Here is a 23,058-nt window from a genome sequence, read left to right as displayed (position 1 = left end):
TCTCGCTTTACCACCTCCCCGGGAGCCGCACTCCCGACCTGACATGACCAAATTCGTCTTCGTCACCGGCGGTGTGGTGTCCTCCCTCGGCAAGGGAATCGCCTCAGCCTCCCTCGCAGCGATCCTGGAGTCGCGGGGCCTCAAAGTCACCCTGATCAAGCTCGACCCGTACATCAACGTCGACCCGGGCACGATGTCGCCCTTCCAGCACGGCGAAGTGTTCGTGACGGACGACGGCGCGGAGACCGACCTCGACTTGGGCCACTACGAGCGCTTCGTCACCACGCGGATGCGCAAGTCGAACAACTTCACCACCGGCCAGATCTACAAGTCCGTGCTGGAAAAGGAACGCCGCGGCGACTACCTGGGCAAGACCGTGCAGGTCATCCCGCACGTCACCAACGAGATCCAGGAATTCATCCGCCGCGGCGCCGGCGCCGGGACGTCCAGCGAAGTGGACGTGGCGATCGTCGAGATCGGCGGCACGGTCGGCGACATCGAGTCGCTGCCCTTCCTCGAGGCGGTGCGCCAGATGGCGCTGAAGAACGGCCCGAACAATTCGGCCTTCGTCCACCTCACCTACGTGCCCTTCATCCAGGCGGCCGGCGAGCTCAAGACCAAGCCGACCCAGCACACGGTGCAGAAGATGCGCGAGATCGGCATCCAGCCGGACGCCCTGCTGTGCCGGGCCGACCGCAACATCCCCGAGGACGAGGCCGAGAAGATCAGCCTGTTCACCAACGTGCCGCGCTGGGGCGTGATCTCCATGCCGGACGTCGACACCATCTACAAGGTGCCGCGCGTGCTGCACGAGCAGGGGCTGGACGGCCTCATCTGCGACAAGCTGCGCCTGAACACGCCGCCCGCCAACCTGAAGCGCTGGGACGACCTGGTGCACGAGGTGGAGCATCCGCGCGGCGAAGTGCAGATCGCCATGGTGGGCAAGTACGTCGACCTGTCCGACAGCTACAAGTCGCTCAATGAAGCCCTGCGCCACGCCGGCCTCAAGAACCACGTGCGCGTGAAGGTCGACTACCTCGATTCCGAGACGATCACGGCCGACACCGTCCACCAGCTGGGCAAGTACGACGCCATCCTGGTCCCCGGCGGCTTCGGCAAGCGCGGCATCGAGGGCAAGATCTCGGCGGCCCGTTTCGCCCGCGAGAACAAGGTGCCCTACCTGGGCATCTGCCTGGGCATGCAGGTGGCCACCATCGAATACGCCCGCGACGTGGCGGGACTGGCCGGCGCCAACAGCACCGAGTTCGACCCGCACACGCAGCACCCGGTGATCGCGCTGATCACGGAGTGGCAGGACGCCGACGGCACCATCAAGACGCGCACCGAGCAGTCCGACCTCGGCGGCACCATGCGCCTGGGCGCCCAGAGTTCCGACGTGGCCAAGGGCACGCTGGCGCACCGGATCTACGGCGACGTGGTGACCGAGCGCCACCGCCACCGCTACGAGGCCAACGTCAAGTACCTGGACCAGCTGCGGTCCTCCGGACTGGTGATCTCCGCGCTGACCCAGCGCGAGCACCTGACCGAGATCGTCGAACTGCCTCAGGACGTGCACCCCTGGTTCATGGGCGTGCAGTTCCACCCGGAGTTCAAGTCCACGCCCTGGGACGGCCACCCGCTGTTCAATTCCTTCATCCACGCCGCGGTCGAACACCAGGGCGCCCACCAGGGCACCGGCGGCAAGTCCCTGAAAGCAGTCGCCTAAATGAAGCTTTGTGGTTTCGACGTCGGGCTCGAGCAGCCCTTCTTCCTGATCTCCGGTCCCTGCGTCGTCGAATCCGAACAGCTGCAGATGGACGTGGCCGGCCAGCTGAAGGAGATCACCTCCGCGCTGGGCATCCCGTTCATCTTCAAGAGCAGCTACGACAAGGCCAACCGCTCCTCTGGCACCAGCTTCCGCGGGCCGGGCATGACGCGCGGCCTCGAGATCCTGGCCAAGGTGAAGAAGGAACTGCAGGTCCCGATCCTCACCGACGTGCACACCGAAGCCGAGATCCCCACGGTGGCCGGCGTGGTCGACGTGCTGCAGACGCCGGCCTTCCTGTGCCGCCAGACCGACTTCATCCGCGCGGTGGCGCAGTCGGGCAAGCCGGTCAACATCAAGAAGGGCCAGTTCCTCGCCCCGGGCGACATGAAGAACGTGATCCAGAAGGCCCGCGACGCCGCGCGCGAGAAGGGCCTGCCGGAGGACAGCTTCATGGCCTGCGAGCGCGGCGCCAGCTTCGGCTACAACAACCTGGTCTCGGACATGCGCTCGCTGGCGATCATGCGCGAGACCGGCGCGCCGGTGGTGTTCGACGCCACCCACTCCGTGCAGCTGCCGGGCGGCCAGGGCACCAGCTCGGGCGGCCAGCGCGAGCACGTGCCGGTGCTGTCGCGCGCGGCGGTCGCCGTGGGCGTGGCGGGGCTGTTCATGGAAACGCACCCGGACCCGGCCCAGGCCCTGTCCGATGGCCCCAACGCCGTGCCGCTGAAGCACATGCGCGCCCTGCTCGAGACGCTGGTGGAACTCGATCGCATCACCAAGAAGAACGGGTTCCTGGAGAACCGCTTCACCGCCTGAACCGGAGACACGCCATGCCTGCCGCCTACCTGATCGTCGAAATGAACATCTCCGACCCGGACCGCTACAAGGAATACATGGCGCGCGCACCGGAGGCCGTGAAGGCCGCGGGCGGCGAGTACCTGGTGCGCGGCGGCCGCCACGAAACCCTGGAAGGCGACTGGCAGCCGCACCGCGTGGCCATGCTGCGCTTCCCCAGCTACGAGAAGGCCAAGGCCTTCTACGACGGCGAGATGTACACCCAGGCGCGCGGCTTCCGCAACGGCACGACCGAGTACTTCAACATGGTTCTCGTCGAAGGTGTCCCCGCGCCGATCTGAATCCACCACAAAAGAAACGAAGAGAAAACCTGAATGAGCGCCATCGTTGACATCGTCGGCCGCGAGATCCTGGACTCGCGCGGCAACCCCACCGTGGAATGCGACGTCCTGCTGGAGTCGGGCACCATGGGCCGCGCGGCCGTGCCCTCCGGCGCCTCCACGGGATCGCGCGAGGCCATCGAGCTGCGCGACGGCGATCCGGCCCGCTACCTCGGCAAGGGCGTGCTCAAGGCGGTGGAACACATCAACACCGACATCTCCGAGGCCGTGCTGGGCCTCGACGCGTCCGAGCAGAACTTCCTGGACAAGACGCTGCTGGACCTGGACGGCACCGAAAACAAGAGCAAGCTGGGCGCCAACGCGATGCTGGCCGTGTCGATGGCCGTCGCCCGTGCCGCCGCCGAGGAATCGGGCCTGCCGCTGTACCGCTACTTCGGCGGCATGAACGGCTGCCAGTTGCCCGTGCCGATGATGAACGTCGTCAACGGCGGCGCGCACGCGAACAACAACCTCGACCTGCAGGAGCTGATGATCATCCCGGTGGGCGCGCCCACCTTCCGCGAGGCGATGCGCTACGGCGCGGAGGTGTTCCACGCCCTCAAGAAGATCATCCACGACAAGGGCATGAGCGTGGCGGTCGGCGACGAAGGCGGCTTCGCCCCGAACGTCGAGAACCACGAAGCGGCCATCCAGATGATCCTGCAGGCCATCGAGAAGGCCGGCTACAAGCCGGGCGAGCAGATCGCCCTGGGCCTGGATTGCGCCTCCAGCGAGTTCTACAAGGACGGCATCTACGACGTCACGGCGGAAGGCGAGCGCCTGTCCTCCACCGACTGGGCGGCCATGCTGGAGACCTGGGTCGGCCGCTACCCGATCATCAGCATCGAGGACGGCATGGCCGAGGGCGACTGGGACGGGTGGAAGCACCTGACCGAGCGCCTGGGCAAGCGCGTGCAGCTGGTGGGCGACGACCTCTTCGTCACCAACACGAAGATCCTGAAGGAAGGCATCGAGAAGAACATCGCCAACTCGATCCTGATCAAGATCAACCAGATCGGCACGCTGACCGAGACCTTCGCGGCGATCGAGATGGCCAAGCGCGCGAACTACACCTCGGTGATCAGCCACCGCTCGGGCGAGACGGAGGACTCCACGATCTCCGACATCGCCGTGGGCACCAACGCCGGCCAGATCAAGACCGGTTCGCTCTCGCGCTCGGACCGCATGGCCAAGTACAACCAGCTGCTGCGCATCGAGGAAGACCTCGGCGAGATCGCCCAGTACCCCGGGCGCTCCGCCTTCTACAACCTGAGGAACGCGTAAGTCTTGGACAGCCGCTTCGCCGCCGCCCTGCTGATCGGCCTGCTGGCCGTGGTGCAGGCCCAGCTCTGGCTGGGCCGCGGCAGCGTCGGCGAAGTGGCCGCCATGCAGCAGAAGCTCGACGAGCAGAAGGCCCGCAACGCCATCGCGCAGCAGGCCAACGAGCAGCTCGCCGCCGAGGTGCGCGACCTGCGCGAGGGCCTGGAGATGGTGGAAGAGAAGGCGCGCGCCGAACTGGGCATGGTCAAGCCCAACGAGATCTACATCCAGGTCGCCAAGTAGGCGCGCCGATGGCCGCCCGCCGCATCGCCCTGCTGGGCGCCGAAAGCACCGGCAAGAGCCGGCTCGCCGGCGAGCTCGAACAGCACCTGCGGGCCTGCGGCCTGCGCGCCGCCGCCGTGCCCGAAGTGCTGCGCGAATGGTGCGCCCGCGAGGGACGCACGCCGCGGCCCGAGGAACAGCTCGCGATCGCCGAGGAGCAGGAGCGCCGCGTCGATGCCGTCGCCGCCGGCGCCGAAGTCGTGATCGCCGACACCACGCCGCTGATGGTGGCGATCTATGCCGGCATGCTGTTTCCCGACGGCGACCTCCTGCGCTTCGCATTCGCACGGCAGCATGGCTACGACGTCACGCTGGTCACCGGGCTGGACCTTCCCTGGACACCGGACGGCCTGCACCGCGATGCGAGCCAGCCCCGCGAGGAGGTGGACGCCCTGGTGCGATCGCTGCTGCAGCAGGCCGGGGTCGCGTTCCAGGTCGTGTACGGCAGCGGGCCGCGGCGCCTGGAGTCGGCGCTGCACGCGCTGGTGTCCGCCCGCGTGCTGCCGGAGTCCGTGGCGCAGCGCGCGCCCGCGGGCGACGCCCGGGCCTGGAACTGGATGTGCGAGAAGTGCAGCGACCCCGCTTGCGAACACCGCCTGTTCACGCGGCTGCGCGAACCCCCGGGCTAGACCCCGTGGGGAGAGCTACGTCCGCAGGATGCCGTCGGGCGAGAACACGCCCAGGCTCACCTGCTTCATCCCGACGTAAGGCGCCTTGTCGGGGAAGCTGACCAGCAATTCGTCCATGCCGAAGTCGCGCATCCCGACCAGCCCCGCGCGGAACCTCTCGCGCGTGAGGTCGCGGCCCGCGCGCCGCAGGCCCTGGGCGAGCACCTGCGCGTTCCACCAGCTCTCGATCGCGGAATTGGCCTGGCTGGTCTGCTTGGCCGCATGCATCGAGGCCCAGAAGCGGCGGATGATGGCGTACTTGTCGCTCTTGAAAGGCGGGAAGACGAGCGTGGAGGCGAGTCCGGCCGTGTTCTTGCCGAGGCGCTGGCCGTCGTTGAAGGTGAGCGACAGTCCCACCATCGGCAGCGACGACCCGCGGCTGCGGACGGCCAGCACGAAGTCCGTATTGGCCGCACCCGTCGTCGCCAGGATCACGGCGCCGGCCTTGCTGCGCAGCACCTGGTCGGCGCAGTCCGCGGCGTTCTTGCCGTCGCCGGCGAGGGAGACTTCCGCGAGGGCGCGCACCTTGGCTTCGGCGAACGCCCGCTTGGTGTAGCCCAGGATCTCCTTGCCGAACGCGTTGTCCAGGAAGACGACCGCCAGGTCGCGATGGCCCATCTGCACGAACTGCGTCACCATGTACGCCACTTCGTCGTAGTAGCTCGGGCGCACGTGGAAGGTGAAGCGCTGGTCCGCGCGGCGCAGCGATTCGGCCCCGGTGATCGGCCCGACCACCGGCACGCCGGCCGCTTCCGTCATCGGGTTGGTGGCCAGGTTGCTCCCGGTGCCGACCATCGACATCAGCGCGAACACGCTGCCGCTTTCGACCATGGCGGTGACGTTCTGCAGGGAGCGCTTGGGGTCGTAGGCATCGTCGCGGGCGTCCAGGCGCAGCATCCGCCCGTGGATGCCGCCGGCGCGGTTGATCTCGTCGAAGGCGGCACGGATGCCGGCGACATGTCCCTGCCCGCCCACCGCCGTGGCGCCGGTCAGGCCCACCGATGCACCGATGGTGACGGCGTCTGCGCTCACGCCCGGCGTGGCGGCGGACCAGGCGCGGCCCGCACTGGCGGTGGCGACCCCGGCGGCCGCGGCGCGGCCCAGCTGGATCAGGAACGGACGTCTGGCGATCACGGCAGCCTCCTCCCCGTGCGGTGCACGGACTCTCACGACGGCTGGCCTCCGGGGCCAGCTCAGCAGGAAGATAGCGTGGGGGGTGATCGCGGGATACTCAAATATCCGGATCAGGCGATCACGTCCGGTGATCGCGGCGCGGCGACGGGCGCCGGAACGCCAGCGGACAGAGGAAATTCAGGAGGCCGAGCGGAGCTCGCGGCCGGCCCGCCAATGCGCCACCGCAGGCAGCACGTCGCGGATGTGCGGCATCACCTGCACGCCGGCGATGCGGTGCCTTGCCAGCACCGGCGAACTCCCGCCGGCCCACACCGCCACCTGCGGCGCCAGTTCCCCGCGCAGCTGCTCCAGGCCGCGCAGCACGTGCGAGGGGTTGGTGCTGGCGCTGAAGCTCAGTCCGACGACGTCCGCACCGAAGGCGCCTGCCGCCTTGACCAGCTGCTGCACCGGCACGCGCGCGCCGAGGGAGGTGCAGGGACAGCCTTCCAGGGCGAGCAGCGCCTGCACCATCAGCAGGCCGAGCGTGTGCACCTCCTCGGGCAAGGTCGCCAGCAGGACGCGGGGACCGTGGCCGAGCGGCTGCAGCCGCCCCATCTCGCGGCGCAGCAGGTCCTGCACCGTCTCGGTGTAGAGATGCTCTTCGAACACCTCGATGTCGCCCCGCGCCCACGCGAGACCGACGTTGGCGTTCATCTGCGGCATCCGCTCGCAGATGAATCCGGCAAGCCCCAGGGTGCGTATGGAGGACTCGATGTAGCTGATTAAGCTGAAGGTATCATGTTCACGCAAGGGCGCCAGCACGGGGTCATCGATCAGCGGAGCCGCCGCACGCGCGGAGCCGTTGGCCGCGCCCGGGCCCGCAAGGGCCGCCAGCTGCCCTGGATCGAGACCGACCAGCCGCCCGGGCCGGTGCCCGCGCGCCATCAGTCCGGCGATCAGCCGCAGCTTCTCCACCTGCTCGCCCGGATAGCTGCGTTCGCCGCGGAGGTCGCGACCCGGTCGCGGGAAGCCGTAGCGACGTTCCCAGATGCGCAGGGTGGCGCGCGCGATGCCGGTGGATTGCTCCACGGCCGCGATCGGCATCCCATCCTGCTCCACCGGCATTGCACGCATGCCGCCATTGTCCCCCAACGGAAAGTAAAGATCGTGAACTTCCTGCCTGCCGCCCTCGCCTTCCTCGCGTGCGCCGTGCTTTTGGCCGGCGCACCGGCGGCCCGCGCCGCCGCACCCGAGATCCTCACGCACCCCTGGGTGGTGCCGCCGCCGAACCGGCAGCCGGAGGCCTACTTCACCAACGCGAAGGACGGCGACGTCCGCGAGTCACCCTTCGTGCTGCGCTTCGGGCTCGCGATGCGCGGGCTGGTCCCGGCGGGCAAGACCGCCGGCCGCGCCGGGCACCACCACCTGCTCGTGAACCAGGGGCTGCCGCTCGACTTCAAGAAGCCGCTGCCCTTCACCGAGCAGTACATCCACTTCGGCAAGGGGCAGATGGAACACGTGGTGGACCTGCCGCCCGGCACCTACACCTTCAACCTGCTGCTGGCCGACCAGGGGCACATCCCGTACTTCGTCTACGGCAAGCCGATCCGCGTGACGATCGCGAAGCGCCGGATGCCGGCGCCGGGCGAGAACGTCGCCGGGGCGCCCCGCGTCGAGATCCTGCAGCCGGCGCCCGGCGAGACCCTGCGCGGCCCGCTGCGCGTGCAGTTCCACGCCAGCGGCTTCCAGATCGCACACCCCGACGCGCAGGTGGCCGGCACCGGCCGCTTCCGCCTCACGGTGACGCCCACGGGAAAGCCGGCGGAGGTGCTCGACTTCCGCGGCGGCCAGACGGAGGTCTGGCTGAACCCGCCGCGCGGCGAATACCAGCTGAAACTGGACCTGGTGGGCAACGACGGCGCGGGCGCGGTGCTGGCCACGACGGCCCCGCAGCGCCTGCTGGTCGACGCCGCCGCGCCCTTGCAGGCGGGAGCTACTGCACCGTCGACGGCCCCGGCGGCCGGTCGCCCGGCGCCGTGAAGACCTGGGCCGCATCGACCGCGTCGAAGCGGTAGTGCTGCCCGCAGAAGTCGCAGCTCACGTCGATCTCGCCGCGCTCGGCGAGGATGCTGTCGGCCTCCTCCTGGCCGAGCCCGCGGATCATGCCGGCCACGCGCTCGCGGCTGCAGGTGCAGGCGAAGCGCGGCGTCTGCGGGTCGAAGCGCAGGATCTTCTCCTGCCAGAACAGCCGGCGCAGGATGGTCTCGACGTCCAGCTGCAAGAGCTCGTCGCCGGTCAGGCTCGCGGTGAGCGTCGCGATCCGGTTGAAGTGCTCCATCTGTTCGGCCGGGTCCATCGGCTTGCCCCCGGCGATGTTGCCCTCCCCTTCGGCCGGCAGCTTCTGGATCAACAGGCCCGCGGCCACCGTCTCGTTGGCGGCGAGGACCAGCTTGGTGTCCAGCTGTTCGGACTGGCGCATGTAGTGCTCCAGCACGTCCGCCAGGTTGGGCTGCCCCGCGCCCTGCGTCGCGTTCAGCGGCACCACGCCCTGGTACGCCTGCTGGCCCGGCTTGCGGTCCTTCGGGTCGAGCGTGATCGCGCAACGGCCGCGGCCGTTGACGTTCACCAGGTCCTGCAGGTGCGCGCCCGACAGCACTTCGCCCACGACCTTCGCCGTGACGCGCAGGCTCAGGTCCTGCTGGACTTCGGCGACGGCCACCTTCACCGGTCCTTCCCCGAAGATCTGCATGACCAGCGCGCCGTTGAACTTGATGTTGGACTGCATCAGCACGCCGGCCGCCGCCATCTCGCCCAGCATTTCCGCCACCGGCCAGGGCCAGGTGGAGGCCGCATCGTCGGTGCGGCGGCGCGCGAGGATCTCGGTCCAGGCATCGGTCAGTCGCACGATCTGGCCGCGCACCGGCAGGCCGTCGAAGAGGAACTTGTGCAATTCGGACATCAGCCGATCTTCTTGCGGCGGGCGTGGCGCTGCGCGTTCTCGACGTAGTGCTGCGGGATCGCCTGGAACTGCGCGATCTGCGCGGCGTCCAGCGTGCGGATCGCCTTGGCGGGCGCGCCGACGATCAGCGAGTTGTCCGGGAACTCCTTGCCTTCGGTCACCACGCTGCCGGCGCCGACGATGGAGTTGCGGCCGATGCGCGCGTTGTTCAGGACCACGGCCTGGATGCCGACCAGCGAGCCGTCGCCGATCGTGCAGCCATGCAGCATGACCTGGTGGCCCACGGTCACGTTGTCGCCCACGGTGAGCGGCACGCCGGCGTCCGCGTGCAGCACCGAGCCGTCCTGGATGTTGCTGTTCTTCCCGACACGGATCTTCTCGGTGTCGCCGCGCAGCACGCAGCCGTACCAGACGCTGGCGTTCTCGCCGAGTTCCACCTGCCCGATCACCTCGGCGTTGTCGGCGACCCAGGCGCCCTGGTCCAGTTTCGGCGCCATGCCGTCGAGTTCGTAGATTGCCATGAGCACATCCTAGTGAATCCCTAGAATTGTAGGGATGGAGCTTCGACAGCAGGCTCTGCGGGCCCTTTGCGCGCCGGATCCGCGCGAGAAGGCCGCGCTGGCCGCGGCGCTGTTCGGGCAGGCGCAGCAGCTTTCCCTTGCCCCGCAGGCGCCCCCGCCACCGCCTGGCGTGCCCGGCCGCCCTGCGCAGCCGGCGCTGGTGCATCCGGCCCGCGTGCCGCGCCGCTCGCCGGCCCGGCCGGAAGGGCTGGCGGCGCTGCTGCACGCCATCGCCCACATCGAGTTCAACGCGATCAACCTGGCTCTGGACGCCGCCTGGCGGTTCGAGGGCCTCCCCCTCGCCTTCCACCACGACTGGCTGCGCGTGGCGGCGGAGGAGGCGTACCACTTCGCCCTGCTCGCCGGCCACCTCGCTTCGCTGGGACACGCCTACGGCGACTTCGATGCGCACGACGGCCTGTGGGCCATGTGCGAGAAGACGGCCGGCGACGTCACTGCGCGCATGGCCCTCGTCCCGCGCACGCTGGAAGCGCGCGGACTGGACGCCACGCCGCAGATCCAGCAGAAGCTGCGGCAGGTCGGCACGCCCGCGGCCCTGCGTGCGGTGGAGATCCTGGACGTCATCCTGCGCGACGAGGTCGGGCACGTGGCGATCGGCAACCACTGGTACCGCTTCCTGTGCGACCGCGAGGGACTCGACCCCGTGGCGCACTACGCGGTGCTGGCGGAGCGCTACGCCGCGCCGAAGCTGTATCCGCCCTTCAACGAGGAAGCCCGCCGGCGCGCCGGCTTCTCCCCGGAAGAACTCGCCGCGCTGCTGCGCTGACCTGTCGCGTCACTTCGTCAGCGTGCGCAGGATGTCGGCGTACCACGCGGAGTTGAGGCCCAGCGTGTCGTCCACGCCCTGCTCGCGCGTGCGCATGTCCAGGCGGGCCGAGTGGATGCCCAGCAGCTTCCACGGCAGGGCGCCGCCGCGCGGGTCGCGCAGCACCACCGGCGCGCCGCTGGCGCCCCGGTGCATGCGGGCATCGGTGAGGAAGTAGCCCTGCCCCTGGAAGCGCACGCCGAAGGCGGACGCGACCGCGGCATGGCGCGCGACCGGCAGGTGGTGCAGGGTGTCGTAGAAGCCGAGCGGGAAACCGACCACCAGCATGGCGGTGCCGAGGGCGATCTCCTCCAGCGGGCCCTGCAGGTGCTGCAACGTGAAGGGGCGCAGCACGGTGCCCTCCGGCAGCGCGGCGCGATCGAGCTCCACCACGGCCACGTCGATCTCGCCGCCCGAGTCCTTGCCTTGCCGCCACACGCTGGTGCCCTCGCGGTACAGCGGCAGCGACAGCGCCGTGAACCGCGTCAGGTCCACCTCGTCGGTGTGCAGCACGATCTCGATGCGGTCGGGATGGTGGCCGCTCGGCGCGTCGACCAGCACGTGCCGGCTGGTCACGAGGAACAGGCGCGCGTCACGTTCGAAGAAGAAGCCGCTGGCGGCGGTCAGGACCCGCTCGCCCACGAAGGTCGAGACGCGCGTCACGGCCAGCAGCAGGGGCTCGATCATCGCCATGCCGCAGTGTCGCCGATGCGGCGCTCAGGCGGGGCGGTGGTAGCGGCGGCCCATCGCGATCGTGCGCAGCGCGCCGACCAGTTCCGCCGGCACCCGCTCTTCCTCCATGCACGCCGCGCCCGGGGGCACCAGGTCCGGCGGCAGGGCTTCCGCATCCTGTGCCATCAGCACGACCACCCCGGCGCCGGGCAACAGCGCGCGCGCCGAACCGATCTGCTCCACCGCCCGGTCGGCGTCCGCGGCATGGTGGACCACGACCACGTGCACCGGTGAGGCACGCTGGACCCCTTCGAACTGCGGCGCCAGGGCCGCGCCGGCCACCACGCGGAAGCCGACCTGGTCGGCGATGAAGTCGCAAAGGGATTCGCGGCCCGCCGCATCGGCATGGAGGACCGCGATGTTGATGGTGCTGGGGCTCATGCGCACTCCTGCTTCGGTGCGCTGACACACTGACCGAGCGCGGGCTCCCGGCTCGGAGGCACTGTTCGGAGCCGATGGGTCAGACCTGCGGCACTGTAGCACCGAAGGGCACGCGCGAGCGTGCCGCCCGCCTCCCGGGCGATGGGTTACCATGCCCTCGCCCGACGTGCTCGAGACGTCACTCCTTAGGTCTCTCTTCCCCGCTCGCCGCCGCACGGCGCGACGCGTCGAACGAATCCCCCGATGATGGTCTTCTTGGCGTTTTGCACCGCGCGCGCGTGTTGCCGCGCGGGACCCCAGGAGAGATCGAATGACAGTGCAGACCGGTACCGTGAAGTGGTTCAACGACAGCAAGGGCTACGGCTTCATCACGCCCGACGGCGGCGGCAAGGACCTGTTCGCCCATTTCCGCGAGATCCAGGGCACGGGATTCAAGAAGCTGATGGAGAATGACCGCGTGCAGTTCAGCGTCACGCAGGGCCCCAAGGGCGACCAGGCGTCGAACATCACCCCCGTGGCGGCCTGAGGCAGGCCGGCGGGGCGCAGGTCCCGCCCGTGTGGAGAATGGGCCGCGCGCCGGGCGTGCGGTCCCCTTGAAGTGGAGACCCCATGCCAAAGCCGAACTACTCTTTCGAGAAACGCCAGCGCGAACTGGAAAAGAAGCGCAAGAAGGAAGAGAAGGCGCAACGCAAGAACGCGCCGCAGCCGGCCAGCCCCGCGCTGGAGCCGGGCCAGCCCGAGCCGGAACCGAAGTAGGGGCCGCCGGGCTCAGCCGGCGGCGGGCTGCACGGCGCTGTCGGTCGACAGCGCCTGCCAGGTGCGCACGGGCTCTCGCAGCACGCCGTCGCTGCCCGGCACGGCCGTGATCGACAGGCGCTGCGTCATCGCCTGCACGGCACCGAAGATCGAAGCGAAGGCGGAATCCGCCGCGTCGCGGCCCGACGTCAGCCGCACGAAGCCCATCGGGATCGCCGTCCCGGACGGATCGAACATGTACCAGCGGCCGCCGACGAAGGCCTCCACGTAGGCGTGGAAGTCGGGCGGACCGAGCGCGGGGTCGGCGCCGTAGTCCAGCCCCGTCGTGAAGCGCGCCGGGATGTTCACCGCGCGGCACAGCGCGATCATCAGGTGGGCGAAGTCGCGGCAGACCCCCTGGCGGCTCTGCAGCGTGTGGGTCGCGCTGGTGGTCCCCCACGAACTCCCCGACACGAAGGACACGTGGCGCTGCACCCACTCGCAGATGGCCTGCACGCGGCCGTAGCCCTGCCAGAGCGTGCCGAACTGGGTCATCGCGAAGGAATTCAGCACGTCCGACTCGCAGTAGCGGCTGGGGTACAGGTACGGCAGCACGGCGCCCGGCAGGTCCCGCACCCAGGTCTCGGCGATCATCTGCGGGTCGTCCAGGCGATGCACGATGTCGACCGTGGCCTGGTACCGCACCGTCAGTTCGCCGTCGAACGCCCGCAGTCGCAGGAAGCGGCCGCCGCTGGCCGGGTCCGTGTACTCCTGCAGGGGAACCTGCTGGCTGACGAACAGGTTCTCCTCCACCACCATCTGCTGCGGCGTGCGGGCCGCCTGGATGTTGAAGATGAAGTCCGCGCCGGTGACCTGCACCTGGTAGGGCAGCTCCACCTCGTAGCGCAGCCGCATGGGCGCTACTGCGTTCATGGCCTGGACCCCATCAGCGCCGGCGCACCGCCGGGCGGGCCGGCGCCGGGCCCCTGCGCTCGGGCAGGTGGCGGAACATGATGCGTCCCTTGTTCAGGTCGTAGGGCGAGAGCTCCAGCGTCACGTCGTCGCCGGCGATCACGCGGATGCGGTGCTTGCGCATCTTGCCGCCGCTGTAAGCGACGAGCGAGTGCCCGTTCTCGAGCACCACCTTGAAGCGCGAGTCGGGCAGCACTTCCTCGACGCGGCCGCGCATTTCGATCAGTTCTTCCTTGGCCATGGGTCCATCCTTTCAACGGGGTCCGGCCACGCCGGACAATGGGAAACGGGCGTGCCGCGGCGCGGGGGCCGCGCAGCACGCGAAGGGGAGCCGGGCGGCGCCCGGGTCACGCCGGCGCCTGGGAGCGCCGCGGGGAGAGCGGGTGGCGCCGCTCAGGAAGCACGCACCCCGGGCGGGGATTCGGGGCGCGGCGCGTTGTGCAGCTGGGCTTCGGCACGGATGCCGGCCAGCATCTCCGTCATGAGCTCCGAAGCGCGCTCCCGCAGGCTGCGCACGCGCTCCACGTCCTGGCGGCCGGCGGGCCGGCCTTCCTGCGTCAGGATCAGCTCGTACAGCTGGCGCTCCGCCTCCCGGGCCTGGCGCTCGGCCTCGGACCAGGCCGCGAACAGGGAGTTGTTGTCTTCCGAATGCATGCGCGCCTCCGCGGGGATGGTGCGCTTGCAGGCTGACGGAGCTGGACTCGCCGCCCCCGGGCACGAAGGGGGGACGGAATCAGAGGGAGCGCCAGTGTACCGCGTTCGCCGTTTCCGGGCTCCGGCGCCCTCGGAACACCCCCGCGGGCGGACGCTCTTTCCCGCGCTCAGCCCCGCGGATGGTGCTGCGCGTGCAGCAGCTTGAGCCTCTCGCGCGCGACGTGGGTGTAGATCGTGGTGGTGGAGATGTCCGCGTGGCCCAGCAGCATCTGCACCGCCCGCAGGTCCGCCCCATGGTTGAGCAGGTGGGTGGCGAAGGCATGCCGCAGCGTGTGCGGCGACAGCGGAGCCGTGATGCCGGCGGCCCGCGCGTGCTTCTTGACCAGCACCCAGAACATGGCGCGAGTCATGCCGTGGCCGCGGGCGGTGACGAACAGGTCGTCGGTCTGCTGTCCCGCCAGGATCGCCGCGCGCGCTTCGGCCAGGTAGCGCAGGATCCAGTCCCGCGCCACCTGCCCGAACGGGACCAGGCGTTCCTTGCTGCCCTTTCCCATCACGCGCAGCACGCCTTCGTTCATGCCGACCTGGAAGGTCTTGAGGGTGACCAGCTCGCTCACGCGCAGCCCGCTGGCGTACATCAGCTCCAGCATCGTGCGGTCGCGCAGGCCGAGCGGCGTGTCCACGTCGGGCGCGTCCAGCAGCGCCTCGACCTGCGTCTCGGTGAGCGTCTTGGGCACGCGCAGCGGCTGCCGGGCGGATTGCAGGCGCAGCGTCGGGTCGGCATCGACCAGGCGCTCGCGCAGTGCCCAGCGGAAGTAGCGCTTGAAGACGGTGAGGCGGCGATTGGCCGAGGTCGCCTTGCTGTCGGCGTGCCGGGCCGCGAAGTAGCCGTGCAGGTCGGCCTCGGTGGTGGCCGGCAGGCGGCTGCCGCGCTGCGACAGCCACCTTTCGTACAGCTCCAGGTCGCGCCGGTACGCGGCCAGCGTGTTGCGCGACAAGCCCTCCTCGAGCCAGAGCGCGTCGATGAAGGTGTCGACCGCCTCGCTCAATCCAGCTTCAGCTTGGACGTTTCGACGACCTTCTTGTACACGTCGAACTCGGCGCGGATCTGCTGCGCGAACTGGTCCGGCGTGTTGCCGATGATGATCGAGCCGGTGTCCTCGATGCGCTTGCGCACGGCCGGCTCCTGCAGCGCCTTGACGGTGGCGGCGTGCACCTTGTCGACGACTTCCTTCGGCAGGCCCTTGGGGCCGAGGATGCCGTAGTAGGCCATGCGGTTCACCGGCTCCAGCCCCACTTCCTTGAAGGTCGGCACGTTCGGCAGTTCCTTCAGGCGCTGCGGGGCGGCGACGACGATCGGCACCAGGCGGCCGTCCTTGATGAAGGGCAGCGCCGAGGGCAGGTTGTCGAAGATCATCGGCACCTGGCCGGCGACGGTGTCGTTCAGCGCCGGGCCGGCGCCGCGGTACGGGATGTGCGTGACGAAGGTGCCCGACAGGCTCTTGTACAGCTCCATCTGCAGGTGGCCGATGCCGCCCGTGCCCGAGGAGGAATAGGAGTACTTGCCCGGGTTGCGCTTCAGTTCGGCGACGAAGCCCTTGTAGTCCTTGGCGGGGAAGCTGGGATGCACCGCGATGATGTTCGGCGTCGCGGCGATGTTGATGATCGGCGTGAAGTCGGTCGTCGGGTTGTACGGGATCTTCGGGTTGATCGCCGGGTTGGCCGCGGTGGTCGAAACGGTCGCCACGCCCAGCGAATAGCCGTCCGGTGCCGCGCGCACGGTCTCGGTCGCGCCCACCACGCCGCCGCCGCCCGCCTTGTTCTCCACGATCACGTTCTGGCCCAGGGCCTTGCCGAGCGGCTCGCTGATCACGCGCGCGATGATGTCCGTGGTGCCACCCGGCGCGAACGGCACCTGCAGCTTCACCACCTTGTTGGGGTAGCCCTGCGCCAGCACGGGGGCGGCCACGGCAGCGGCGGCAGTGGCGGCGAGGGCGATCCACACACGACGTTTCATTCGAGTCACTCCTTGTTCGTAGGCATGCGAAACCGGAATGGTAAGTGCGAAACATGAAGGGCACCTTGCAGGGCCTTGCAGTCAGGGTAAGCCCCGATCCGTGCACCAACCCTGGGCTATCCTCGCGCCGGTGAATTTCCTGCAGCTGCTGCTCCCCGACTTCGCGCTGATCCTCCTGGGCTACCTGGTCTGCCGCTACACCGCGCTGGGACGCCCCGTCTGGGAGCAGGTCGAGAGCCTGGTGTACTTCTTCCTGTTCCCGGTGCTGCTGTTCCAGTCGATCGTGCGCAGCCCGCTGGACCTCGGTGCCGCCTCCAGCCTGATCGCGGCGGGCCTGCTGCTCGGGATCGCCGGCATCGCGCTGGCCTACGCGGTGCCGCACCTGCCGGGGCTGCGCGGCCGCATCGATGCCCGCGAGCACGCCGGCGCCGCGCAGGTGGCCTTCCGCTTCAATTCCTACATCGCCCTGGCCCTGTCCGAGCGGCTGGCCGGCCCTGAGGGCCTGCTGCTGATCGCGGTGCTGATCGGCGTCTGCGTGCCGCTGTTCAACGTGGGCGCGGTGTGGCCGATGGCCCGCCACTCCAACACCGGCTTCGTGCGGGCGCTGGTGCGCAACCCGCTGATCATCGCCACGGCGCTGGGGCTCGCCGCCAACTTCGCCGGCTTCCGCATCCCGCCCTGGCTGGAGACGACCGTCTCGCGCGTGGGCGGCGCCTCGCTGCCGCTCGGGCTGATGGCGGCCGGCGCCGGCATGCAGCTGGCACACCTCGCCCAGCAGAAGGCGCTGACCGTCTCGCTGCTCACGATCCGCCACCTCCTGCTGCCGCTCGTGGCGCTGGGGCTGGCCTGGGCGCTGCGGCTGCCACCGGCGCAGGCCGCGGTGCTGCTCGCGTTCTCCGCCCTGCCCACCGCGTCCAGCTGCTACGTGCTGGCCGCGCGCATGGGCTACAACGGCCCGTACGTCGCCGGCCTCGTCACGCTGTCCACCCTGCTCGGCCTGGCCAGCCTGCCGTTCGCGCTAGGCGTGCTGCGCGCCGTCCTGGGCTAGCGCCCATTCGACGTGCTCGCGGACGAGCGCGCTCGGATGGTCCCGGCGCGCCGCGAGCGCGTCGCGGATGCCGTCGTCGACCCCACGCCGCAGCGCGTTGCCCATGGCCACCGCGATATTGCGCAGCCAGCGCTCGTGGCCGATGCGCCGGATCGGGCTGCCCTCGGTGCGGCGCAGGAACTCCTCCTCGGTCCAGGAGAACAGCGCCACGAGGGGCTGCCCGACGAGGAAAGGGCGCGGCGCGAAGTCCGCCACCAGCGCCGGCTGCGCGAACTTGTTCCAGGGGCACACCAGCTGGCAGTCGTCGCAGCCGTAGATGCGGTTGCCCATGAGGGGCCGCAGTTCGACCGGGATCGGGCCGGCGTGCTCGATCGTGAGGTACGAGATGCAGCGGCGCGCATCCAGCCGGTACGGCGCCACGATCGCGCCGGTCGGGCAGACGTCCAGGCAGGCGCTGCAACTGCCGCAATGGTCGCCGACCGGCGCGGTCGGCGGCAGCGCGAGGTCGACGTAGATCTCGCCCAGGAAGAACATGGAGCCGCCTTCGCGGTGGAGCACCAGCGTGTGCCGACCGCGCCACCCCTGGCCGCTGCGCGCGGCGAGTTCCACCTCCAGCACCGGCGCGGAGTCGGTGAAGACGCGGTGCCCGAAAGGGCCCACCGCGGCGGCCACGCGGTCGGCCAGCTTCTGCAGCCGCGCGCGCATCACCTTGTGGTAATCGCGGCCCCGCGCGTAGAGCGACACGATGGCTTCACCGGAACTTTGCAATCGCGCGAACTCGATCGCCTGCCAGCCCTCCGGTGTCGCCGGCAGGTAATCCATGCGTGCGGTAATCACGCTTGTCGTGCCCGGCACCAGTTCCGCCGGGCGTGCACGGCGCACGCCATGGTTTTCCATGTACGCCATCGAGCCATGGAAACCGTTGGCAAGCCACGCAAGCAAACCGGGTTCCGCGCTCGAAAGGTCGACGCCGGCCACGCCGATTTGGGAGAATCCGAGCTCGCGCGCCCACCCGCGGACCTGCGCCACATCGAAAGGAACCTCGCCCTGACCGCCGTCGAACTGCACCCGCAGATTGTAGGAAGCGCCCCGCGGCCCATGCTGTGGAAGGGCGAAGAGGACACGCGCGCCTTCGCGCAGCGCCTCGCCGGACATCCTGCGGTGAAGGACGCGTTCATCGCGCTGCATGGCGACCTGGGCGCGGGCAAGACCACGCTGGTGCGCCACCTGCTGCGCGCGCTGGGCGCCGAAGGCCGCATCAAGTCGCCGACGTACGCCGTGGTAGAGCCCTATGCGCTGCCCGGCCTGGACGCGTGGCACTTCGACTTCTACCGCTTCGACGACCCGCGCGAGTGGGAGGACGCCGGCTTTCGCGACATCTTCGCCGGCCCCGGACTGAAGCTGGCGGAGTGGCCCGGCAACGCAGGTGCGCTGCTGCCCGTGGCCGACCTCGACATCCACCTGGCGGTGGGCGACGGCGACGCGCGCGAAGTCGGCGTGCAGGCCCGCACGCCGCGCGGGCAGGAGCTGCTGGCATGCGTCTGAAGCGGCGCGGGCTCCTGCAGGCCGGCAGCATCGTGCTGCTGCTGGGCGCGCACCAGATCGTGCGCGGCGCCACCGTGGTCGCCGTGCGCCTGTGGCCGGCGCCGGAATACACCCGCCTGACCATCGAATCCGACGGCCTGCTCACCAGCCGCATGGCCAGCTCGCCGCGGCAGGTGGCGCTGGACATCGACGGCCTGACGCTCGACCCCGGCCTGCGCGAGCTGGTGGCGAAGGTGCATGCCGACGACCCCTACATCGCGGGGATCAAGCTGCTGCAGCCGCTGCCGGGCACCGTGCGGCTGCAGGTCGAACTGAAGCAGCCCACGCTGCCGCAGCTGTTCCAGCTGCCGCCGGTCGCCGCCTACAAGCACCGGCTGGTGGTCGACTTCTTCCCGCCCAAGGCGGTCGACCCGCTCGAAGCCCTGATCGCCGAGCGGCTGAAGGAGAAGAACGCCGCGCCGGCCCTGCCCTCGGTGCCGGAGCCGGACCCCCTGGGCGACCTGATCGCGCAGACGCAACGGCCGGGCCGCGGCGCGCACGCCGCGGAGGTCGCGCGCCCGGCGGCCCCCGCCAAGACCGACCGGCTCATCATCGTGGCGCTGGACCCCGGCCACGGGGGCGAAGACCCCGGCGCCGTTGGTCCGAACGGCACGCGCGAGAAGGACGTCGTGCTGCGCATCGCCCACCTGCTGCGCGACCGCATCAACGGGATGACGATCAAGGGCAACCCGATGCGCGCCTTCCTCACGCGCGACGCGGACTTCTTCGTGCCGCTGCACGTCCGGGTGGAGAAGGCGCGGCGCGTGCAGGCCGACCTGTTCGTCAGCATCCATGCGGACGCCTTCATCACGCCGACGGCGCGCGGCGCCAGCGTCTTCGCGCTGTCGCAGAACGGCGCATCGAGCACCGCGGCGCGCTGGATGGCGGAGAAGGAGAACCGGGCGGACCTGATCGGCGGCATCAACATCAAGACGCAGGACCAGCACGTGATGCGCGCGATGCTGGACATGAGCACCACCGCCCAGATCAACGACAGCCTCAAGCTCGGGAACGCACTGCTCGGCGAGATCGGCGGCGTCGGCCGGCTGCACAAGGCGCAGGTGGAGCAGGCCGGCTTCGCCGTGCTCAAGGCACCCGACATTCCGAGCGTGCTGGTTGAGACGGCCTTCATCAGCAACCCCGAGGAAGAGATGAAGCTGCGCAGCGCGGAGTACCAGGAGCAGCTGGCCCACGCCCTGGTGCGCGGCATCGAGCGCTACTTCGCGCGCAATCCCCCGCTGGCACGCAGCCGGCCGCTCTGACGCCGGCGTGCGTCATCGCGGTGACCGCCGCTCTCTTGAGCGTCATTCCCGCGAAGCGGGAATCCAAGGCATCCGCATTCGGGGGCGTCGCGCCAGGCGGCGGGCGGTGCCGTCCCGCGGTGCCTCGCCCTGCACTCGCTGTCGCTCATTCCGGGTGCGCTGGAAAGCTGTCCCCGGCGACGATCCGGCCTAACTCACTTCCGAGTTTGCCGCGCGCGGCAAACTCTCCGTTCAAACAGAAGCCCGGAAATCAGTGCACAGTCGCAGCGCTCGATACGCGCTACGCGCTCTCGTAGCACTGCTTCGCCGCCGGGAACAGCCTTCCAGCCGAGGCCCCTGACTGCGGGCCGGCACCGCCCGCCGCCTGGCGCGACGCGGTGCGGCTGGAGCGCTTCGCGCCTGGTGCGGGCCCCTGGATTCCCGCCTGCGGGGGAAGGACGCACGCGTGCCCTGAATGCCCAGCACGGTGAGGTGCAACGGCTCTGCGGGCCATCCGGCACGCTCCCCATGCCTCAGCCGCCCTCCATCCACCTGCAAGGAGTCCTGCGACCCGACGACAGTCCCAGTCAAGTTGTTCCTACAGTTCCGAAAAGCCCCGCTGCCTACAGTCGTCTTCACAGGTTGGCCGCGCCTCCAGCGGCTGCGAAATGAATCGATTTGGAAGGTGATCCCATGAAGAAGTATCTCGCTGCGGCCGTGGCCGCCGTTTCCCTCCTGGGCCTGGGTGGCTGCGCCACGATGGACCGTACGACCGTCGGCACCGTGGGTGGCGCCGTGGTGGGTGGCGTCATCGGTGACGCCGTGCTGGGCACCCCGGGTGCCATCGCCGGTGCCATCGGCGGCGGCTACCTCGGCAACAAGGCTGCCAAGAAGTAACCTGGCCTGGAGCGCGTGATCGCCCCGGCGGTCACCTTCTAGATCGGGTAGATCAGCGAGTTGAGCACCATCTCGCTGTCGTACACGCAACGCCGGCTGGCCAGCTTCAGGCCAGCCGGCGTTCGTTCGAAGGCGTCGATGTAGCGGCCCACGTTGTAGACCTCGCTCGCATCGCCGGGCCGGGTGCGGAACACCGCATAGTTCGCCTGCGCGCGGATGCGGCCGTCTTCCTCGCCGAGCAGCAGCGCGGGTCCGACCACGTGCCGCGTGTAGTAAGGCCCGTGGTAGATGGTCTGCGTGATGCCGTACACGCGGTCCTTCATCATTCCCTGGCTCTCCAGCGCGATCAGCGCCAGCGGCAGCCCGCGGTCGAAGTTCTCCCGCGCCTGCACCACGTACTCCCCTTGCGCCAGGAAGAACTGCGGCCAGTCGTCGAAGCGGCGCTCGTCCAGCGCCGCGGCGTAGCGTGCATTGAAGCCGTCGATCTCCAGCTGCAGCAGCAGCGCGTCGCGGTCCGCGGCGCTCATTCGCCCATCACCTTGCGCCAGTAGGCGTACATGCTGCGGATCAGCGTTTCGGTCACCATGTGCTCGGTGCCGCCGGTGCCGGTGCCGCCGAGCTCGCAAAGCGTCTCGCCGTCCTCGCCCCATTGGCGGAAACCCGCCTGGCTGAATTCGATCACCTCGCCATCGTCGGCGCTCACGAACCCGGCGGGGCCGAACAGGTTGGCCTGGCGCAGCCGCCGCCGCGTCATCTCCTCGCCGTCGTCGGCGAAGCCGAAATGCGTCCAGATGAAGTCGAAGCCGCCTTCGCCCCGCGGCACGATGTGGCGCGTGGACAGCGAGTTCACCTGCTGCTGGATGATCACGCTGGGGAACAGCGTGATCATGGTGACGGTCGGCATGATTTCCGTCCCGGGGTTCGACGGGTCGTCCACCTTCCACCAGGGCTCGGGCACCACGTCGAGGATGCGCGGGTCCTGCAGCGCCATGTCGGCCTTGAAGCTGGTCACGCCCTGGGTCACCGCCTTGTTCTCGCCGCCGTCGTTGCGGCGCGAGATCATCACCGCGTGGCGGCCGTGTTCGTCCATCACCATCCGGCTCTTCTGGTCGGCGCGCCACAGCCCGAAGGTCACGAACCACGTGTGGAGCAGTCCCGGGTGGTACGGGTCCTTGATGTTCTCCATCATCAGCTTCCAGTTGCCGGGGATGCGCTGGCGGTTGTAGCCCAGCAGCGTGAGCTGCCGCCCGCGGAAGATGCGGTCCAGCCAGGGCATGACCTGCGGGCCGAGGTACTGCTCCAGCGGCTCGGCCTCCTCGCTGAAAGTCGCGAACACCAGCCCGTGCAGCACCGCCACCCGCAGCCGCGTCAGCCCGTGCTGCTTCAGGTCGAAGCCCTCCGGCATGCCGCCGTTGACGCAGGGCTGGCCGGCGGCGTCGGTCGCCTGCACGCCGTCCTTGAACGGCAGGCCGGCGAGTTCGCCGTTGAGCTTGTACGTCCACTGGTGGTAGGGGCAGACGAAGCTGCGGGCATTGCCCTGCGGCTGCTGGCAGAAGCGCACGCCGCGGTGCGCGCAGCGGTTCTCCACCACGCGGAGGCCGTGGTCGGTGGCGCGGTCCCTGGGCGCCACGCGGTCGCGCACCAGGATCACCTGGCGCTCGCCGACCCACGTGAGGCGGTAGTCGCCCACGTTGGGCACTTCGATGGCGAGGCCCACGTACGACCAGTGCGGGCCGTAGAAGATCTTCTCCAGCTCGCGTCGGTACAGCTGGGCGTCGGTATAGGCCCAGAACGGCACGCGGCTGGAGCCGGTGCCCGGCCAGCGGGACAGGGGTGGGGGCGCGTTCATGGACGGGGTCTCCTGGACCCGATCATATGCATGCATAGCAATCGGGTCCAGCCGGGCTCGCCCGGCCGCGCCATCCGGGACTCAGCGGCTCGCCGGATCGCCCGAGTCGCGCGTGTCGCCGTAGCTGTCGCTGGTCTCGGCGTCCTTGTCCTTCAGGCCCGCGGGCGGATCGCCCGGGACCTTCGGCTGCGGCTTGCCACCGCTGGCTTCACCGCCCTGGCGCTCGCCGGGTGGGTTGTTCGAGACGTCCTTGTTCTGCTCGGGCATGGGGTTCTCC

29 protein-coding genes are annotated in these 23,058 nt (G+C 69.7%); 14 read left to right on the top strand and 15 right to left on the bottom strand.

Annotated elements, in window-relative coordinates; genetic code table 11:
• Window positions 1-43: 43 nt before the first annotated feature.
• From pyrG to IM787_RS14400, 6 genes are read left to right on the top strand one after another with little or no spacing between them, the layout of a single operon-like run.
• Window positions 44-1,726 carry a CTP synthase gene (gene pyrG / locus IM787_RS14425; RefSeq protein WP_193677379.1) on the top strand — a complete coding sequence of 561 codons (1,683 nt, stop codon included), beginning with the start codon at window positions 44-46 and terminating at the stop codon, window positions 1,724-1,726.
• Window positions 1,727-2,584, top strand: a complete 858-nt coding sequence (gene kdsA / locus IM787_RS14420; RefSeq protein ID WP_193677378.1) for a 3-deoxy-8-phosphooctulonate synthase — start codon at window positions 1,727-1,729, stop codon at window positions 2,582-2,584.
• Between the two features lie 14 nt (window positions 2,585-2,598).
• Window positions 2,599-2,904 (top strand): DUF1330 domain-containing protein, encoded by a 306-nt coding sequence (locus tag IM787_RS14415; protein WP_193677377.1) that lies wholly within the window; start codon window positions 2,599-2,601, stop codon window positions 2,902-2,904.
• Window positions 2,905-2,937: 33 nt separating this feature from the next.
• Window positions 2,938-4,227, top strand: coding sequence for a phosphopyruvate hydratase (gene eno / locus IM787_RS14410; protein WP_193677376.1), 1,290 nt, complete (start codon window positions 2,938-2,940; stop codon window positions 4,225-4,227).
• Window positions 4,228-4,230: 3 nt separating this feature from the next.
• Window positions 4,231-4,506, top strand: coding sequence for a septum formation initiator family protein (locus IM787_RS14405; RefSeq protein ID WP_227494384.1), 276 nt, complete (start codon window positions 4,231-4,233; stop codon window positions 4,504-4,506).
• Between the two features lie 8 nt (window positions 4,507-4,514).
• Window positions 4,515-5,174: an AAA family ATPase gene (locus IM787_RS14400; protein ID WP_193677375.1), complete on the top strand. Its 660-nt coding sequence runs from the start codon at window positions 4,515-4,517 to the stop codon at window positions 5,172-5,174.
• 15 nt (window positions 5,175-5,189) lie between these two features.
• Here IM787_RS14400 and IM787_RS14395 read toward each other — a convergent pair whose 3' ends face one another.
• Window positions 5,190-6,347, bottom strand: coding sequence for an ABC transporter substrate-binding protein (locus IM787_RS14395; protein WP_193677374.1), 1,158 nt, complete (start codon window positions 6,345-6,347; stop codon window positions 5,190-5,192).
• Window positions 6,348-6,524: 177 nt separating this feature from the next.
• Complete coding sequence (locus tag IM787_RS14390) at window positions 6,525-7,460, bottom strand: MerR family transcriptional regulator (protein ID WP_227494383.1); 936 nt, start codon at window positions 7,458-7,460, stop codon at window positions 6,525-6,527.
• Window positions 7,461-7,493: 33 nt separating this feature from the next.
• Here IM787_RS14390 and IM787_RS14385 point away from each other — a divergent pair, with 33 nt between their 5' ends.
• Window positions 7,494-8,366 carry a DUF4399 domain-containing protein gene (locus IM787_RS14385; protein WP_354004414.1) on the top strand — a complete coding sequence of 291 codons (873 nt, stop codon included), beginning with the start codon at window positions 7,494-7,496 and terminating at the stop codon, window positions 8,364-8,366.
• Here the strand turns inward: IM787_RS14385 and hslO are convergent.
• A complete protein-coding gene (hslO, locus tag IM787_RS14380; RefSeq protein WP_193677372.1) occupies window positions 8,320-9,285 on the bottom strand; it encodes an Hsp33 family molecular chaperone HslO in 966 nt (321 codons plus the stop codon). The genes IM787_RS14385 and hslO overlap by 47 nt on opposite strands.
• Entirely contained in the window at window positions 9,285-9,806 is a 522-nt protein-coding gene (locus IM787_RS14375; protein WP_193677371.1) for a gamma carbonic anhydrase family protein, read from the bottom strand. Before IM787_RS14375 ends, hslO begins: the two co-directional genes overlap by 1 nt.
• A 34-nt stretch (window positions 9,807-9,840) precedes the next feature.
• Here IM787_RS14375 and IM787_RS14370 point away from each other — a divergent pair, with 34 nt between their 5' ends.
• Window positions 9,841-10,632 (top strand): ferritin-like domain-containing protein, encoded by a 792-nt coding sequence (locus IM787_RS14370; RefSeq protein WP_193677370.1) that lies wholly within the window; start codon window positions 9,841-9,843, stop codon window positions 10,630-10,632.
• 9 nt (window positions 10,633-10,641) lie between these two features.
• Here IM787_RS14370 and IM787_RS14365 read toward each other — a convergent pair whose 3' ends face one another.
• The gene (locus IM787_RS14365) at window positions 10,642-11,358 is read right to left on the bottom strand and encodes a trypsin-like serine peptidase (protein WP_193677865.1); all 717 of its coding nucleotides are present in this window, start codon (window positions 11,356-11,358) and stop codon (window positions 10,642-10,644) included.
• Window positions 11,359-11,388: 30 nt separating this feature from the next.
• Entirely contained in the window at window positions 11,389-11,784 is a 396-nt protein-coding gene (locus IM787_RS14360; RefSeq protein WP_193677369.1) for a hypothetical protein, read from the bottom strand.
• A gap of 310 nt (window positions 11,785-12,094) precedes the next feature.
• On the opposite strand from IM787_RS14360, the gene IM787_RS14355 reads away from it, so the two are divergent.
• Together IM787_RS14355 and IM787_RS14350 are read left to right on the top strand one after the other, a co-directional pair.
• The gene (locus tag IM787_RS14355; RefSeq protein WP_227494382.1) at window positions 12,095-12,310 is read left to right on the top strand and encodes a cold-shock protein; all 216 of its coding nucleotides are present in this window, start codon (window positions 12,095-12,097) and stop codon (window positions 12,308-12,310) included.
• A gap of 83 nt (window positions 12,311-12,393) precedes the next feature.
• On the top strand, window positions 12,394-12,540 hold the full coding sequence (locus IM787_RS14350) for a hypothetical protein (RefSeq protein WP_193677368.1): 147 nt from the start codon (window positions 12,394-12,396) through the stop codon (window positions 12,538-12,540).
• 12 nt (window positions 12,541-12,552) lie between these two features.
• Here IM787_RS14350 and IM787_RS14345 read toward each other — a convergent pair whose 3' ends face one another.
• From IM787_RS14345 to IM787_RS14325, 5 genes are all read right to left on the bottom strand, one after another.
• Entirely contained in the window at window positions 12,553-13,452 is a 900-nt protein-coding gene (locus IM787_RS14345) for a transglutaminase-like domain-containing protein (RefSeq protein WP_227494381.1), read from the bottom strand.
• 13 nt (window positions 13,453-13,465) lie between these two features.
• A complete protein-coding gene (infA, locus tag IM787_RS14340) occupies window positions 13,466-13,732 on the bottom strand; it encodes a translation initiation factor IF-1 (protein WP_193677367.1) in 267 nt (88 codons plus the stop codon).
• A 152-nt stretch (window positions 13,733-13,884) separates the two neighbouring features.
• Window positions 13,885-14,145 carry a hypothetical protein gene (locus IM787_RS14335; RefSeq protein ID WP_193677366.1) on the bottom strand — a complete coding sequence of 87 codons (261 nt, stop codon included), beginning with the start codon at window positions 14,143-14,145 and terminating at the stop codon, window positions 13,885-13,887.
• Between the two features lie 167 nt (window positions 14,146-14,312).
• Window positions 14,313-15,194, bottom strand: a complete 882-nt coding sequence (gene xerD / locus IM787_RS14330) for a site-specific tyrosine recombinase XerD (RefSeq protein WP_193677365.1) — start codon at window positions 15,192-15,194, stop codon at window positions 14,313-14,315.
• The gene (locus tag IM787_RS14325; RefSeq protein ID WP_193677364.1) at window positions 15,191-16,162 is read right to left on the bottom strand and encodes a tripartite tricarboxylate transporter substrate binding protein BugE; all 972 of its coding nucleotides are present in this window, start codon (window positions 16,160-16,162) and stop codon (window positions 15,191-15,193) included. The genes xerD and IM787_RS14325 overlap by 4 nt, the downstream gene beginning before the upstream one ends.
• 130 nt (window positions 16,163-16,292) lie before the next feature.
• Here IM787_RS14325 and IM787_RS14320 point away from each other — a divergent pair, with 130 nt between their 5' ends.
• Window positions 16,293-17,210: an AEC family transporter gene (locus IM787_RS14320; RefSeq protein ID WP_354004413.1), complete on the top strand. Its 918-nt coding sequence runs from the start codon at window positions 16,293-16,295 to the stop codon at window positions 17,208-17,210.
• Here IM787_RS14320 and queG read toward each other — a convergent pair.
• Window positions 17,181-18,239, bottom strand: coding sequence for a tRNA epoxyqueuosine(34) reductase QueG (queG, locus tag IM787_RS14315; RefSeq protein ID WP_354004434.1), 1,059 nt, complete (start codon window positions 18,237-18,239; stop codon window positions 17,181-17,183). The two genes, IM787_RS14320 and queG, sit on opposite strands and share 30 nt — an antisense overlap.
• A gap of 18 nt (window positions 18,240-18,257) precedes the next feature.
• On the opposite strand from queG, the gene tsaE reads away from it, so the two are divergent.
• From tsaE to IM787_RS14300, 3 genes are all read left to right on the top strand, one after another.
• Complete coding sequence (tsaE, locus tag IM787_RS14310) at window positions 18,258-18,755, top strand: tRNA (adenosine(37)-N6)-threonylcarbamoyltransferase complex ATPase subunit type 1 TsaE (protein ID WP_435531167.1); 498 nt, start codon at window positions 18,258-18,260, stop codon at window positions 18,753-18,755.
• Window positions 18,746-20,056, top strand: a complete 1,311-nt coding sequence (locus IM787_RS14305) for an N-acetylmuramoyl-L-alanine amidase (protein WP_193677360.1) — start codon at window positions 18,746-18,748, stop codon at window positions 20,054-20,056. Before tsaE ends, IM787_RS14305 begins: the two co-directional genes overlap by 10 nt.
• 672 nt (window positions 20,057-20,728) lie before the next feature.
• The gene (locus tag IM787_RS14300; protein WP_193677359.1) at window positions 20,729-20,932 is read left to right on the top strand and encodes a YMGG-like glycine zipper-containing protein; all 204 of its coding nucleotides are present in this window, start codon (window positions 20,729-20,731) and stop codon (window positions 20,930-20,932) included.
• A 38-nt stretch (window positions 20,933-20,970) separates the two neighbouring features.
• Here IM787_RS14300 and IM787_RS14295 read toward each other — a convergent pair whose 3' ends face one another.
• The 3 genes from IM787_RS14295 to IM787_RS14285 form a co-directional block, all read right to left on the bottom strand.
• Window positions 20,971-21,459 carry an aromatic-ring-hydroxylating dioxygenase subunit beta gene (locus IM787_RS14295; RefSeq protein ID WP_193677358.1) on the bottom strand — a complete coding sequence of 163 codons (489 nt, stop codon included), beginning with the start codon at window positions 21,457-21,459 and terminating at the stop codon, window positions 20,971-20,973.
• Entirely contained in the window at window positions 21,456-22,781 is a 1,326-nt protein-coding gene (locus tag IM787_RS14290) for an aromatic ring-hydroxylating dioxygenase subunit alpha (RefSeq protein ID WP_193677357.1), read from the bottom strand. Before IM787_RS14290 ends, IM787_RS14295 begins: the two co-directional genes overlap by 4 nt.
• Before the next feature lie 81 nt (window positions 22,782-22,862).
• Window positions 22,863-23,048: a hypothetical protein gene (locus IM787_RS14285; protein ID WP_193677356.1), complete on the bottom strand. Its 186-nt coding sequence runs from the start codon at window positions 23,046-23,048 to the stop codon at window positions 22,863-22,865.
• Window positions 23,049-23,058: the final 10 nt, after the last annotated feature.

Origin of the sequence: Ramlibacter pallidus, from assembly GCF_015070875.1 — a bacterium.
GTDB lineage: Bacteria > Pseudomonadota > Gammaproteobacteria > Burkholderiales > Burkholderiaceae_C > Ramlibacter > Ramlibacter pallidus.
The sequence above is the reverse complement of the archived record's forward strand: the minus strand, read 5'-3'. Positions and strand labels throughout refer to the sequence as shown.

Bases quoted from the DNA above. Each gene is read 5' to 3' on its own strand.
- IM787_RS14285 (WP_193677356.1), bottom strand. From the start codon at position 23,048: ATGCCCGAGCAGAACAAGGACGTCTCGAACAACCCACCCGGCGAGCGC.
- IM787_RS14300 (WP_193677359.1), top strand. From the start codon at position 20,729: ATGAAGAAGTATCTCGCTGCGGCCGTGGCCGCCGTTTCCCTCCTGGGC.
- IM787_RS14360 (WP_193677369.1), bottom strand. From the start codon at position 11,784: ATGAGCCCCAGCACCATCAACATCGCGGTCCTCCATGCCGATGCGGCG.
- IM787_RS14350 (WP_193677368.1), top strand. From the start codon at position 12,394: ATGCCAAAGCCGAACTACTCTTTCGAGAAACGCCAGCGCGAACTGGAA.
- IM787_RS14370 (WP_193677370.1), top strand. From the start codon at position 9,841: ATGGAGCTTCGACAGCAGGCTCTGCGGGCCCTTTGCGCGCCGGATCCG.
- IM787_RS14335 (WP_193677366.1), bottom strand. From the start codon at position 14,145: ATGCATTCGGAAGACAACAACTCCCTGTTCGCGGCCTGGTCCGAGGCC.
- IM787_RS14345 (WP_227494381.1), bottom strand. From the start codon at position 13,452: ATGAACGCAGTAGCGCCCATGCGGCTGCGCTACGAGGTGGAGCTGCCC.
- hslO (WP_193677372.1), bottom strand. From the start codon at position 9,285: ATGTCCGAATTGCACAAGTTCCTCTTCGACGGCCTGCCGGTGCGCGGC.
- IM787_RS14390 (WP_227494383.1), bottom strand. From the start codon at position 7,460: ATGCGTGCAATGCCGGTGGAGCAGGATGGGATGCCGATCGCGGCCGTG.
- IM787_RS14325 (WP_193677364.1), bottom strand. From the start codon at position 16,162: ATGAAACGTCGTGTGTGGATCGCCCTCGCCGCCACTGCCGCCGCTGCC.
- eno (WP_193677376.1), top strand. From the start codon at position 2,938: ATGAGCGCCATCGTTGACATCGTCGGCCGCGAGATCCTGGACTCGCGC.
- infA (WP_193677367.1), bottom strand. From the start codon at position 13,732: ATGGCCAAGGAAGAACTGATCGAAATGCGCGGCCGCGTCGAGGAAGTG.
- pyrG (WP_193677379.1), top strand. From the start codon at position 44: ATGACCAAATTCGTCTTCGTCACCGGCGGTGTGGTGTCCTCCCTCGGC.
- IM787_RS14415 (WP_193677377.1), top strand. From the start codon at position 2,599: ATGCCTGCCGCCTACCTGATCGTCGAAATGAACATCTCCGACCCGGAC.
- kdsA (WP_193677378.1), top strand. From the start codon at position 1,727: ATGAAGCTTTGTGGTTTCGACGTCGGGCTCGAGCAGCCCTTCTTCCTG.
- IM787_RS14365 (WP_193677865.1), bottom strand. From the start codon at position 11,358: ATGATCGAGCCCCTGCTGCTGGCCGTGACGCGCGTCTCGACCTTCGTG.
- IM787_RS14355 (WP_227494382.1), top strand. From the start codon at position 12,095: ATGACAGTGCAGACCGGTACCGTGAAGTGGTTCAACGACAGCAAGGGC.
- IM787_RS14400 (WP_193677375.1), top strand. From the start codon at position 4,515: ATGGCCGCCCGCCGCATCGCCCTGCTGGGCGCCGAAAGCACCGGCAAG.
- IM787_RS14290 (WP_193677357.1), bottom strand. From the start codon at position 22,781: ATGAACGCGCCCCCACCCCTGTCCCGCTGGCCGGGCACCGGCTCCAGC.
- IM787_RS14295 (WP_193677358.1), bottom strand. From the start codon at position 21,459: ATGAGCGCCGCGGACCGCGACGCGCTGCTGCTGCAGCTGGAGATCGAC.
- IM787_RS14375 (WP_193677371.1), bottom strand. From the start codon at position 9,806: ATGGCAATCTACGAACTCGACGGCATGGCGCCGAAACTGGACCAGGGC.
- IM787_RS14305 (WP_193677360.1), top strand. From the start codon at position 18,746: ATGCGTCTGAAGCGGCGCGGGCTCCTGCAGGCCGGCAGCATCGTGCTG.